This window comes from Corynebacterium sp. CCUG 69979, assembly GCF_024454095.1.
Classification (GTDB): domain Bacteria; phylum Actinomycetota; class Actinomycetes; order Mycobacteriales; family Mycobacteriaceae; genus Corynebacterium; species Corynebacterium genitalium.
Genome location: NZ_JAGPZA010000002.1, coordinates 227508 through 240742 on the forward strand (window position 1 = coordinate 227508; position 13235 = coordinate 240742).

The 13235-nt window shown below is 59.7% G+C and carries 11 protein-coding genes and 1 tRNA gene; 10 read left to right on the forward strand and 2 right to left on the reverse strand.

Annotated features, from left to right (window positions below):
• Positions 1–7 precede the first annotated feature (7 nt).
• From KBX18_RS02775 to tgt, 5 genes are all read left to right on the forward strand, one after another.
• Positions 8–496 (forward strand): nucleoside deaminase, encoded by a 489-nt coding sequence (locus tag KBX18_RS02775; protein ID WP_370686987.1) that lies wholly within the window; start codon positions 8–10, stop codon positions 494–496.
• Positions 497–589: 93 nt separating this feature from the next.
• Positions 590–802: a CsbD family protein gene (locus KBX18_RS02780; RefSeq protein ID WP_255994727.1), complete on the forward strand. Its 213-nt coding sequence runs from the start codon at positions 590–592 to the stop codon at positions 800–802.
• A gap of 56 nt (positions 803–858) precedes the next feature.
• A tRNA-Ser gene (locus KBX18_RS02785) sits at positions 859–946 on the forward strand.
• A gap of 87 nt (positions 947–1033) precedes the next feature.
• The gene (locus KBX18_RS02790) at positions 1034–3433 is read left to right on the forward strand and encodes an MMPL family transporter (RefSeq protein WP_255994728.1); all 2400 of its coding nucleotides are present in this window, start codon (positions 1034–1036) and stop codon (positions 3431–3433) included.
• The gene (tgt, locus tag KBX18_RS02795; RefSeq protein ID WP_255994729.1) at positions 3430–4683 is read left to right on the forward strand and encodes a tRNA guanosine(34) transglycosylase Tgt; all 1254 of its coding nucleotides are present in this window, start codon (positions 3430–3432) and stop codon (positions 4681–4683) included. The genes KBX18_RS02790 and tgt overlap by 4 nt, the downstream gene beginning before the upstream one ends.
• A 7-nt stretch (positions 4684–4690) precedes the next feature.
• Here the strand turns inward: tgt and KBX18_RS02800 are convergent, their stop codons facing one another.
• Positions 4691–5347: a queuosine precursor transporter gene (locus KBX18_RS02800; protein WP_255994730.1), complete on the reverse strand. Its 657-nt coding sequence runs from the start codon at positions 5345–5347 to the stop codon at positions 4691–4693.
• A 142-nt stretch (positions 5348–5489) separates the two neighbouring features.
• Here KBX18_RS02800 and KBX18_RS02805 point away from each other — a divergent pair, with 142 nt between their 5' ends.
• The 5 genes from KBX18_RS02805 (at position 5490) to KBX18_RS02825 (ending at position 12513) form a co-directional block, all read left to right on the forward strand.
• On the forward strand, positions 5490–6554 hold the full coding sequence (locus KBX18_RS02805) for a type IV toxin-antitoxin system AbiEi family antitoxin (protein WP_255994745.1): 1065 nt from the start codon (positions 5490–5492) through the stop codon (positions 6552–6554).
• Positions 6541–7353 carry a nucleotidyl transferase AbiEii/AbiGii toxin family protein gene (locus tag KBX18_RS02810; protein WP_255994731.1) on the forward strand — a complete coding sequence of 271 codons (813 nt, stop codon included), beginning with the start codon at positions 6541–6543 and terminating at the stop codon, positions 7351–7353. The genes KBX18_RS02805 and KBX18_RS02810 overlap by 14 nt, the downstream gene beginning before the upstream one ends.
• A complete protein-coding gene (gene gluQRS / locus KBX18_RS02815) occupies positions 7350–8273 on the forward strand; it encodes a tRNA glutamyl-Q(34) synthetase GluQRS (RefSeq protein ID WP_255994732.1) in 924 nt (307 codons plus the stop codon). The genes KBX18_RS02810 and gluQRS overlap by 4 nt, the downstream gene beginning before the upstream one ends.
• A gap of 345 nt (positions 8274–8618) precedes the next feature.
• Complete coding sequence (locus KBX18_RS02820; RefSeq protein ID WP_255994733.1) at positions 8619–11693, forward strand: prealbumin-like fold domain-containing protein; 3075 nt, start codon at positions 8619–8621, stop codon at positions 11691–11693.
• 97 nt (positions 11694–11790) lie between these two features.
• Positions 11791–12513, forward strand: coding sequence for an RraA family protein (locus KBX18_RS02825; protein WP_255994734.1), 723 nt, complete (start codon positions 11791–11793; stop codon positions 12511–12513).
• A gap of 18 nt (positions 12514–12531) precedes the next feature.
• Here the strand turns inward: KBX18_RS02825 and KBX18_RS02830 are convergent, their stop codons facing one another.
• Positions 12532–13029 carry a hypothetical protein gene (locus tag KBX18_RS02830; RefSeq protein WP_255994735.1) on the reverse strand — a complete coding sequence of 166 codons (498 nt, stop codon included), beginning with the start codon at positions 13027–13029 and terminating at the stop codon, positions 12532–12534.
• Between the last annotated feature and the right edge of the window lie 206 nt (positions 13030–13235).

Genomic DNA, 13235 nt, shown 5'->3' on the forward strand with positions numbered 1-13235 from the left:
TCCCGCGGTGAGCCTGCGACAGGCACAGGCCGAGGAGCGGATGCGCCGCGCCATCGAAGTCGCCCGGACCACACCCATCGGCGACATTCCCGTCGGTGCTGTCCTCTACGGCCCGGACGGTGAAGAGATTGCCACCGGGACGAACCGGCGTGAAACGGATCGGGATCCGGTGGGGCACGCGGAGGTCGTCGTCACGCGAAAGGCGGCGCAGGCACTGGGAACCTGGCGTTTGGATGGCTGCGAGCTCGTGGTCACGTTGGAACCGTGCACGATGTGTGCCGGCGCAATCCTGGGCGCGCGCGTGCAATCGCTGGTCTTCGGCGCGTACGAGCCGAAGACGGGAGCTGTCGGATCGCTTATCGACGTCTTGCGTGACCCGCCCCATCTCCACACCGTCGAAGTGCGCGGAGGCGTGCTGGAGACTGAAACCGCCTCACTGATGCGGGACTTCTTTGCGCGTGAAGTCCGTGGTCACACGGCCGATGGGCGAGCTTGAAGGCGATTGAAACGAAATCGTTACCCACGCCACAGCCGACTTTCTCTACCATGGGCGACGTAAGCGAAACTCACTTAGATAAAGGAGAAGATCATGGCTGATTTTGAAGGCAAGGCAGACCAGCTCAAGGGCGACGCTAAGGAAGCTTTCGGCAACGCTACCGACAACGACCAGCTGAAGAACGAGGGCAAGGCTGACCAGCTCGGCGGCGACATCAAGGAGAAGGTCTCCGACGCTGGCGACGCTGCTAAGGACAAGTTCAACGAGGTCGCTGGCAAGATCCAGGACAAGCGCGACGAGGCTTAAGTAGCCCCTTAAGGCGAATTTGGTTCGCCGGACGCGTTGCCGTTAATCTGTTCTGCGGTAGCGTGTCCGAGCGGCCGAAGGTACTCGCCTCGAAAGCGAGTGAGGGTAAAACCTCCGCGGGTTCAAATCCCGCCGCTACCGCCAAAAATTTTGAAGTTCGGAGTTTGGGTAATATTCAGTCGACAACAGGCTGAATCGCACCCAGGCTCCGAACTTTTTTGAAAGGTACATGTGGCGACGTTTCTTTACCGGCTCGGCAAATGGTCCTTCCTGAACAAATGGAAGGTCATCGTCGCTTGGCTGCTGCTGTTTGTCGCCGGACTGGCCGGGGCACTGACACTGATGAAGCCGCTGACAAGCGACTTCGAAATCTCGGGAACACCGTCGATTGACGCGTTGTACTCGCTGAACGAGAACTTCCCTGACCAGAGCGATCCGGTCCAAGCCCCGTCGGTCAACCTCGTTTTCGCCGCGCAGGAGGGTCAGCGCTTGGACGCCGCCCACAACATGGCGGCGATTGACGAGACCATCGCCTACATCGAAGACAACCTCGACGGGCTCACTGGCACAGACCGCTTCGGTAACCCGGTCACGGTCAACAAGGCCCAAACCGAACAGATCGTGTCCATGATGACGGACATGGGCATGCCGGAGGAGCGCGCCAAGGCCGACGCCCACAATGTGCGCTTGCTTTCCGACGACGGCCGCATCGGCTACACCACCTTCGAATTCGGCGCCGAAACTTCGATGCAGGTGACCGCCGAAGAACGCGAAGTCGTCGCGGAGGCAATGGAGCTCGCCCGCGACAAGGGCCTCCAGGTGGAGGCAGGCGGGCCGGGCTACGGCGACCCGATCGAGATCAAGGCCACCTCGGAAATCGTCGGCATTGCGATCGCCTTCGTGGTCATGATTGTCACGTTCGGTTCGCTCATCGCGGCAGGCATGCCGGTGATCACCGCGGTGCTGGGCGTGGGGCTCGGCGTGTTCCTCATCCTCATGACCACGCACTGGGTCGATCTGAACGAGGTCACGCCGACCATGGCCATCATGATCGGCCTGGCTGTCGGTATTGATTACGCGCTGTTCATCCTGTCGCGCTACAAGACCGAGCGCAGTCGACTACCCGGCCCGGAAGCAGCGGGCTTGGCGGTGGGCACAGCCGGGTCATCAGTCGTCTTCGCCGGCACGACAGTGTTCACAGCGCTCATTGCTCTGGTGCTGGCGCAGATCGAGTTCCTGTCCTGGATGGGCATCGCCGCCGCCGTCACCGTTGCGATCGCCGTGCTCGTGGCCATCACGCTGCTGCCCGCACTCATGGGCGCGATGGGCGACAAAATGTTCTCCGTGAGGATCCCCGGTGTGGCCGGCAACCCCGGCCCCGGCGACCGGCCCGGGAAGAACTTGCAGGAAAGGTCCCTGGGCAGGTCGTGGGTGAACGCGATCAAGCGCGCACCTGCTCTGGTCATGGCCAGCGTCGTGCTCATGCTGGGCACGCTCGCGGCGCCGGTGCTCGGGATGGAGATGTCGCTGCCGTCGGACTCCAACTCCAACCTGGACACCACGCAGCGTAAATCCGCCGACCTCATGGCGGAGGGCTTCGGTGAGGGCGTCAACGCGCCGTTCCTGCTCGTCGTCGACGCGCACGATGTGAAGGCGGAGGCGCAGGCACTGCAGCCCTACATCAATCTGCTGCCGGATGACGAAGAGAATAAGGCGCAGTTGTCTACCTTCCTGTATGCGATGGAGCGCGCTGGATCCGTCAACGGCATTACCCACGCGCAGCTCATCGCGGTCAACGAGGACATGACCGCCGCGCAGATCTTGGCGACGCCCACCACCGGCCCGGATAACCCCTACACGGTGGATACCGCGCACGCGCTGCGCGAGGTCGACCGCGAGATCACCGACGCCACCGGCGCTGACATCGGCCTGACCGGGTTCACCGCCGTGCAGATGGACATCACCGAAGAGCTCGCCGACGCGATGCCGCTCTACCTGGGCATTGTCGTGGGCCTGGCGGTGATCCTGCTCGTGCTGGTGTTCCGGTCCCTCATGGTGCCGTTGGTCGCGGGGCTGGGCTTCCTGCTCTCCGTCGGCGCGGCGTTCGGCGTCACGGTCGCGTTCTTCCAGTACGGCCTGTTTGGGCTGGTGAACACGCCGGGTCCGATCCTGTCCTTCCTGCCCATCCTCCTCATCGGCGTCACGTTCGGCCTGGCGATGGACTACCAAGTCTTCCTGGTCACACGCATGAGGGAGGAGTACACCGGGGCGCGTTCGCACGGCGCGCGCGGCGATTCACAGGCGACGCTCGCCGCCGTCGAAAAGTCCACGGTGGAGGGCTTTGTGCGCGGTGCGCGCGTGGTCACGGCCGCCGCGATCATCATGATCGCCGTCTTCGTCGCCTTCATCGACCAGCCGCTGCCGTTCATCCAGATCTTCGGCTTCGCGCTCGGCGCCGCCGTGCTTTTCGACGCATTCTTCGTCCGCATGGCGCTTGTCCCCGCCACCATGTTCATCCTGGGTACGGCGACGTGGTGGATGCCGGGGTGGCTCGACCGCATCCTGCCCAACCTGGATGTTGAGGGTGAAGCACTGGAGAAGCAGTTCGAGGAACGAGGAGTCCACGCATGACAGAACAGAGCGTGGATCTGAGCTTCACCCTGGGCACGCGTCTCGACGGCGCGAACGGCCGCACCGGCGTCATCCATACTCCGCACGGCGACATCCGCACGCCCGCGTTCATTCCCGTGGCCACGAAAGCGACGGTGAAAACACTCACCCCGGAGCAGGTGCGGGCGGCTGGCGCGCAGGCGATTCTGTCCAACGCATACCACCTGTACCTGCAGCCCGGATCCGACATTGTCGACGAGGCCGGGGGAGTGGCGGCGTTTGAGAACTGGCGCGGCCCGACATTCACCGACTCCGGCGGCTTCCAGGTGATGAGCCTGGGTGTCGGCTTCAAAAAGATCCTCGCGATGGACATCACCGACCTGACCGAGAGCGACATCCGCGCCGCGAACAAAGACCGCATGGCGCGTGTCGACGACGACGGCGTGGACTTCAAATCCGTCATCGACGGCTCCGCCCACCGTTTCACCCCGGAGAAGTCGATGCAGATCCAGCACCAGCTCGGTGCGGATATCATGTTCGCGTTCGATGAGCTGACAACGCTCGTCGATACGCGCGCTTACCAAGAGCACTCTGTTGAGCGCACGCGGCTGTGGGCGCAGCGGTGTTTGCGCGAACATGATCGGCTCACGCGGGAGCGCGAGGGCAAGCCTCTGCAGTCGTTGTGGGGAGTGGTGCAGGGCGCGAACTACGAGGACCTGCGGCGCCAAGCAGTACGTGGGCTGCTTGCCTTGGACGAGGAGGCACGCGCGGAAGGCCGGCGCGGATTCGGCGGCTTCGGCATCGGCGGCGCGCTGGAAAAGGAGATTCTAGGCACCATCACCAGCTGGGTCACCGACGAGCTTCCCGAGGACAAACCCCGCCACATGCTCGGCATCTCCGAACCCGACGACCTGTTCACCTGCATCGAGAACGGCGCCGACACCTTCGACTGCGTCGCGCCGACCCGCCTCGGCCGCCGGGGCGGCGTCTACACCCTCGACGGGCGAATGAACCTCATGGCCGCCCGCTTCAAACGCGACTTCACCGGCATTGACGAGGAGTTCGGCGGCTACGTCTCCGAGAACTATTCCCGCGCCTACATCCACCACCTGCTCAAGGCGAAGGAATTCCTCGCCGGAACGTTGTGCACCCTGCACAACCTCGAGTTCATGCTGCGCCTGGTGGACAACATCCGCGCCGCCATCGACGAGGGCCGGTTCTATGAGTACCGCGACGAATTCTTGGGGCGGTACTACGCGGGGCGCGGATAAGGGGCTGCTAGGCCGTCGTCGAGCTGACTTCTTCTTCCTTCCGGCGCACGGCAGCGATGGTCGGGTAAGTGATCGGCAGCAGGACGATCTCCATGATGGTCTTCCAGAAGAAGCCGACCGCGACGTAGTTAATGAACGCGCCCGCGGAGTCGATGCCGATAACGCCGGCCGCAATGGAACAGAACAGCAGCGTGTCGGCGAACTCACCGACGACTGTGGAGCCGATCAAGCGCGCCCACAGGTTGTCAGTGCCGAAGCGGTCCTTCATCTTCTGCAGCACCCACGCGTTGAGCAGCTGGCCAACGACGTAACCGGTCAGCGACGCGACGACGATGCGCGGCAACAGGCCGAGGACCGCCTCGAAAGTGTCCTGCATGTCGTAGAACGGCGCGCCCGGGAGCCAGATTGCAATGTAGAAAGACACCACGGCGAGCACCGCGATGCCGAAACCGGTGAACACGGCGCGCCGTGCGGTTTTGAAGCCGTACACCTCGGCGATAACATCACCGATGACGTAGGAGATCGGGAAGAGGAAGAACGCGCCGTCAGTAATCAGCGGGCCGATCTGCACGCCCTTTTGCGCGGTGATGTTGGAGATCAGGAACACCGCGCAGAACACTGCGAGCAGGTAGGGGTACGGGGAACGCGAAACGGGATGACTCATGCGCATGATCTTTGCACACATCTCTAGCTTTAACCCGATCGCGTGCATAAGTGGCTAGCGTTTATAAACTTTGAACGTTCAGTAAAAATGAACGTTCAATAAAAATGAGCGATGAGGGCGTTTGGATGTTAATTTGATTGCTATGTTGCGTGAAATCGACGCTGCGAATCGGGTTCTTGCGCTCGAAGGGCTGCCGGTCCGACTGGAGCTTAGATCTGAGTTCGGATCTGAGCCGCCTTCAGGCCTCCTTAATCTCATCGACGTTCGGGATCCGGAAGCGGTTGCTTACCCGGTGGTGGGTTTCATGGGAGCACTGCCGTCTAAGTATTTTCCAGAGCAACGGACGGGGGAGCGATTCCTTTTTTTATCGGAGAACATCACTCCTGCAGTCGCTGAATCGCTGCGCCAGAGAAACATTATGTACCTCGATGCGCGGGGCAACTGTTTCGTCAATGAGGGTCCGATATTTGTGGATATCCGAGGCCGGACTCGCGCCCCCGAAAGCTCCGGAAGGGCGAGAGGCGGGGAGCTTTCTGGTCCAGTGAATTCGGCGCAAAACTTGTTCACACCGCGGCGTGCGCAAGTGATAGCTGTGCTTTTGTCGTTTCCGGAGCTGCTCGGCGAACCGACCCGGCTATTGGCGAAGGCTTCAGACACTTCTGTAGGAACGACCTCGCAAACGCTTTCCCTGTTGAAGGAGACGGGGTATTTGTTCGAATCGGGCAGCGGATTCAGCTTCACGCCCAACAAGGTGCAGACATTGGTGGACACGTGGGTGGACGCTTACTCGACAGGTCTCGGGAAGCGTCTTGAGTTGTTCCACGGGAAAGCTGAGCTGTCTCGCCTGGGAGACATAGATCCACGTGGCTGGGTCAGCGGGGAAGCGGCTGTTCCGGAATTGGTGCGCGGTGGCGACTCTGTCACGTTGTACGTCGATCATCGAAATGATCTGAAGAGCTTGATAAAAGACTCAAGGATGCGCAACGATCCGCAAGGGAATGTGCTCGTTCGGAGGGCCTTTTGGTCACAACCGTGGGCACCTGATCTTCAGCGGGTGATCGATTCTGAGTCGGACATGCACGGATGGTCGGTTGCCCCGCGCATCCTCCTGATTGCTGACCTCGCGGCGACTCGTGATCCTCGCTTGGTCGAAGTGTCGCAAACCATCAGAGCGCAGTTGCTTAGGGATATCGATGCACAACGATGAACATATGTGCACTGTCTTAGAGCAGGTGGGGGAGTTTATTTCACTCGATAGCGTGATGATCGTTGGGGCGGCCTGTCGTGACATTCACCAGTCCAGTTTCCGCAACGCGGAACCGGCTCGCGCCACCGGGGATGTGGATTTAGGCCTTGCGGTTGAAGATTGGGGTGCCTTTTTGGCTCTCCGTTCTGCGTTCTCACCACACTCGAGCGCCTGGCAAGAGGTGAAGATCGGTGATATCCCTGTTGATCTGGTGCCCTTTGGGCCCTTGGAGACCCCTCCTGGGACTGTCGTCACAGATGACGGGATCCAAATGAATGTCGCCGGATTTCAGGAAGCGTTTGATAATGCAGACCTCCACACGTTGTCTAACGGTATGCAGATCAAGATTCCTACTGTTCCTGGTCTAGCGGCTTTAAAGCTGCATGCATGGTTAGACCGCTATCTGAAGGGGAACTACAAAGACGCTTATGACCTCACCCTGATCATGGCTTGGTACGGAGAGCCTCAAGCTGAACGACTGTTTGATCGGTTCTTGGAATACCGGGAGCCGGAGGAAATTTTCCCAGATGACCAACTGGCCGCTTTCGTCCTCGGGGCAGATGTAGCCGTAGAGCTGGGTGTGGAGGCCGCGTCCATTCTGCATGAGAGGTTCGAGCGTGAGTCTGAGAATGGCATTGAACTCCTTGCCAAAGAGTTGACCTGTCGTGGTGAACACTCTCTCCCAAAGGATCGCAGGCGAGCCCAAGTAGATTCTCTGTTGGACGGGCTCAACGAGGGGATCAGAGGTATGAGCATATGACCCCGTTCGATGCCCCCGCCGGCCGGTACGCCCCCAGCCCCAGTGGAGATTTGCACTTCGGCAACTTGCGCACGGCGGTGCTGGCATGGCTATTCGCGCGCCAGTCGGGCCGACGATTTTACATGCGGGTGGAGGACATTGATTCGGAGCGGTCGTCGGCGGAATCGGCGCGGCGCCAGCTCGAGGATCTTGCGGCGGTCGGCATCGAGTGGGACGAGCCGGTCATCTATCAGTCGGATCGCTCCGAGGCGTACGAGGCCGCACTCGCCACGCTCACCGCAAACGGCCTGGTCTACGAGTGCTATTGCACGCGCCGCGACATCCGTGAAGCAGCGTCCGCCCCGCACGTTCAGCCCGGCATATACCCCGGCACGTGCCGGGAGCTTGACGACGAGACCCGCGCCCAGAAACGTGCCCTCCTCCGCGCCGAAAACCGCCTTCCCGCTCTTCGCCTGAAGTCCCAGGCGGAGCAGTGGACGGTGCGGGACTTCTATCACGGCGAGTTCACCGGCCCCGTCGACGACGTCATCTTGCGCCGCGGCGGCAACCTTGAACAGGCGCAGGCAGGGGACTGGGCCTACAACCTCGCGGTGGTCGTGGACGACGGCGACCAGCGTGTCGACCAGGTAGTGCGCGGGGATGACCTGCTCGCCTCCGCACCGGCGCAGGCCTACCTGGCGCACGAGTTGGGATACGACGAGCCGGAATACGTGCACGTGCCGCTGGTGGTGAATGCGGAAGGGCGCAGGCTTGCCAAACGCGACGGCGCAGTCACCCTTCGTGAGATGGTGGCCAATGGTGCGGATGTCGTGGCCGCGATCGCCGAGTCGCTGGGTTGCCCCGGTGCGGACATGGCCTCGTTGTTGATGAATTTCCGCCCAGAAGCGCTGCCGCGAGAGCCGTTCGTGTGGCGGGACTGAGAACAGCACCGAGACAGGCACCCTTGAGTTTTCTTCCCTTATCCCTGCGGAGCATTAGCTGCAATTGTGAGAAGCATCCCCGAAGAATGTCAGAGGGTTCCGAGAGAACATAAAGCGGTTAACTAACCGGGATTAAGTCTAGTTTTAAATCTTCTTTACGCATGTAGCGAGGGGTATGACAGGTAATTGACATATTGCAAGGGGTGGGTTAGCTTCGACCACGATTACCGCCCCCCAGAGAGATCGCAAAAGAAGTTTTCCCAACCTAAACGATCCTGTTCGCTCGAAACTGGAGTCAAGCTTTTTGGGCACGGCTAGATACCGGAAACTAAAGGAGCTAGGACTATGACCAAACGTTCACATACTCGTGTACGGGGGTTACTATGTTCAGTTTCGGTTGTCGGTGCCTTGTTTATTGGTAGTGGTGCGCCGGTTGCGGTCTCACAAACCGCAACCGAGTCGGTCTCGGAAGAAGCATCGGTTTCCGAAGAGGGAGAAACTCCCCGGGATACGCCGACTGACGGAATGGGTAATAACGGTGGTGGGACTGCGTCTGGGAGCGACGCACTCGACGTCCGAAAGTCGGGTGCCGGAGACCAAACCATTGATTCGTTGAACTCGGCGCGCTTTGGTGATGTCATCTCGATTCCCAAGGGATCCAATGCCGAGGGGAATCTTCTGTACACACTCGCCAGTGAGGTGTCTTCCGCTGAGCTGGGTCAAGATGAACACATCAGGCTCGTCCGTCAAGATGCCGGAGCCCAAGTGAACGCGGTAGAAGCGCGCTTCAACTCGGATGAAGTTGAGGTATCAGAAGGCGTTGATGATCAGGATAGGCAATTCATTAGCCTTCAACGCCCAACTCACGTGACCGACACGAACCTGGTTGAAGTGGATGTCGAGGTGGATGCAGGAAATGTCCTCAGCGGGCAGTCATGGCATCTGGAAACGGCTGATGAGGCTCTCGACAGCGAGCTTTCCATCTCCCTAGAGCTCTTCCGAAGCCGACAGTATGCAGCGGCAGACGATCCGCAAGCGGATATATGGAAGATTCAGGAGTACAAGGGTGGCGGGGACAACTTCTCCCTCGGTAAGAATCCGACTTTCCAGCTGACAGAAATCGTGCCAGAAGAGGATGATGGCAAGGTAGCGACGATTCGTTTCACGTTCCAAGTTGACGGCATGGGTCCCCAGGGTGGGCCGTTCAACGAGCTTCGATTCAACCCCCGCGGTTGGTTCATTCTCGAACAAGGGGCCAAGCTCGAGGGGCTGGAGTATATGTGGCTCAACGACAGTAAGGACACGAACCCGGAGAATTCGCTGTCTGCGCAGGAACGGGGGCTCAGGAAGTTGGTCGAGCACTCAGTGGACGAAAAGGGAGCGGGCGCACCTCTCGATGTTTGGTCTTCCACTCACTTCTTAATCTCCAGTAAAAGGCCAACGATTAAGAACGGTGACACCCTCACGGTTCGCTACAAACTCACACGCGAAGGGTATGAGGTCGAGCCTGATTCTGGGCTCTCCGGAACCCCGACAGAACATACCTATTGGGTGAATACTGCGTCCCAGTTCACTAGGTACGACATTTCCCCGGATTTAGGGTCCATAAGGATCGGTCGGCAGTTTCCCGCCAAACTCGGGTACGGCGATATCGCGGTCACTAAGGACGGTAAGTACCTCTATGCCGTCCAGTTTGTAGGTCGAACTGCAAACTCCAACGGCTTCGTCATGGATAAATACGACGCTCGTACCGGCGCTCACGTTGGCCGCGGTTCGTTCAATCTGGGAGCATCTGCGGCCGGTAGCGCTTTAACAGATGGTGGGCAGCTCAATTCTTTGACCTTTGACTATGACGGCAAGCTGCTCTTCTCCACGCCGAAGACGACTAAGGGGTACAGCCCCATTTGGAAGCTCGATCCCTCGTGTGTGAAGGATCCAGCTTTGAACTCTGTATGCGAGCTTGGCGCAGATATCGAAGAGCTGGGCCTTAGGTGGCCAAATAGTGGAAGAAAAGAAGTATCGTCTGCAGGTGACTTCTTCGTGGGGTCAGACGGGAGCCTGTTTGGAGCCGGTACTACTGACTCGGGATTTTCCAGGTCCGAGTCCGTTATTGTCCGCTGGCCGGCTTTGGAACCGGGTAACCCGGCTGCGGGGCGCAGCAATGAAGGAGAAATTGTAGGAACCCTTCCCCGTCCAACTTATGGCATGGGCCGCTTTGGTGAGTACATTCTTTCGACGCAAACGGAGGGAACTCACGATAGCGTTGCCAACTCCGGTCTCGTTTGGTCTCACTTTGTCTCGGATGGAGAGGGTGGCTACGTCCTTGAGGGTGATGAACTTAAAGCAACGGTCGAAAGTACTCCGTATGGAATATTTAAACCAAACCAATCTCTGTGGGGGGCCACCTCGATTTACGATGCGGGACCGTCTAATGAATTGATTCTACGGATCGAAAAAGAGGTCAAGGGCGATCGTGTCCAAGACGATGACCAATTCCAACTGGGCGCCTTTCGAGACCCGTCATCGCTGACGAATAAGCGTACTTACTTGGAGGGGTCCGTTACAGCATCAACGCCTGCGACCGGCCTGCAAGACCAAGTTGCTTTTAGCTACGTCAAACGAGGTGAAACATACGGGATCTTTGAGGGGTTCCGCGATGGAGAGGGCGAGAAGCTGGCCAAGGAGCACACTGAGCAGTATTCGTCCGCGCTCAAATGTGTTGAAGGCGATGCGTGGTCCGCGAACGGGACAGTGGTTCCGACGGAAGCACTGTCAGACCTGACTGATAGGTCTGACATCGAGAGTAGGCTGACGATTCCTTCAAACCCCGGCCTGCAGGCCGTGACGTGTAGGTTCAGCAACTCTACTGGGGCAGAGAAAACCTCGTTGGCACTGTTCAAGATGGCCGATAATGACGGACGCGACAACTTGGAGCTGCTCGATGGAGCTAAGTTCGCGCTTCATGAAAAAGACGAGAATGCTGCCGATGGACTGGGCGCGAAGGTTTCAGACATCGTCCCTAACCCGGCGAGCGGCTACTCGGTCAGTGACCTGGAATTCGACAAACCGTACCTTTTGGTAGAGACGCAAGCGCCCCCAGGCTACCTTCGACTTGCGCAACCGATTGAGTTCATGATCACCCGCGGGCAGGATGGTCGCTCTCAACTGCAGCTAGTTAGTCAACCGACGAGTATCGGCGTGGCACTTCCCCCAGATGATCCGAAAGCTCAAAGGGTCCAAGATGCGGGCGGCGTGGATGGTGTTGCTCTGACAGTTGTCAACGTTGAGCAGCCACAACTCCCGAAAACTGGCGGTCCCGGTGTGCATCGTCTAAGCGCATTTGGGCTGTTGTTGCTGGCTTTGGGTAGTATGTCCCTGATTAATGGCTCTCAGGGTGCCAGGAGACGGCTCCCTGTTTAGCGCGTTCGCGCAAGCCGTGAGTTTGGAGCGAGTGACCTGGCGAAAGCCCAATAATGGGGGAAACCCCACCGCGGCAGTTGTGCATACAGTGGGGCGCATGCTCTTCGATGCTGATCTGTCCAACGTCCGTGTCAATGACCCTTGGAAGCGCTACGGCCTGTCCACCCTGAACCGCCTTCACGACGCCGAAGCCGCCGTCGTGGGTGACACTCTCGGCCACCTGACCACGATGGCGGGGCGGATCCGCCGCATCACCGGCGAAGGCAGCGCCATTGGCAACGCCTTCCCGATCAATTGCACGCCCGGTGACAACCTCGGCGTGTGGCGTGCGCTTGACGATGCGCAAGAGGGCGACATCTTCGTCATCAACGCCCGCGGAGCTGACGGATCGGCCATCATCGGCGGCCAGATCGCCCGCATGATGGTGGAAGCGGGCGTGCTCGGCTGCGTCGTCGACGGCCCTGTCCGCGATGTGAACGATCTGGAAGAGTACGGCCTGCAGGTCTTCGCCACCGGTACGACGCCGATGGGTCCGACTCGTTTCGGCCCGGCGGAGGTGGGCTACCCGGTCGCCTGCGCGGGCACGGTGGTCAAAGGCGGTGACCTCATCATCGCCGACAACGACGGTGTCACCGTCGTCCCTGCCGGCCGCATCCAGGAAGTCCTCGACAACATCGCCGATTCTGAAAAGAAGGAGAAGGACTTCTTTCGGAAGATCAGCGAGGAATGGGTGCCCGCCAAGAGGCGCGGTGACATCGGCCAGGATAACCCGGGCACTGTCACTCCCGAAACAGAAGAGGAAGTCGACGAGGAGCGCTAAACCCTTAGGGGTGCAGGACTAGCGTTCACGCAAGCGGGTCAGCACACGAATCTGCAGCAGAACCGGGTAGAAGTGGAGGACAACCCCGGCCAGCAGAAGGACTATCAAAGCCACCCACCCTCTGGACGCGCCAGCCCAGATTGCGGTCGCGGCATGAAGCAGGAACCCCCACCCATGGCCAGCAGCGGCCGACCTCATGTGCCGTGGGTCCCAGCGGTCTCGCTCTCCGGTCGCGCTATCCTCCCGCATAGCGAAGATGAGCTTGTTCCAGCCGATCCGCGATAGGAAAGAATTGAACTGCGAGACTCCCCATCGACGAGAGGTTTCGTGTGACATGGACATTCGATCCCACAGGGAGTGCGGGATATAGCGTTCTAGCGAATTGCCGACGAACGGCGCCCATCCGAATCCCGTGAGAGTCACCATGAGGACGAAGATTGCGGAGTGGGCGCTCGTCGCATCAGCGACAATGACAAGGCCCCCGACGGCAACCACCGTTATGACTACGGCGATCACGCCAACGCCGCCTGCGCACTGATGGACATAGGTTGTCAGTTTAAAGCTGGGGGCAGCGGGGGCGTCGATAAGCAAAATGCCCTGGCCTGAACAGTGCAGACAGGGCATTTCGTGTGGCGGAGGATGTGGTGTCTGAAGTCATGACATAGTTGACACGGCGTGCCTGGGACAGCATTCCTGATGGTTGACAGGTCAGTCGCGACATC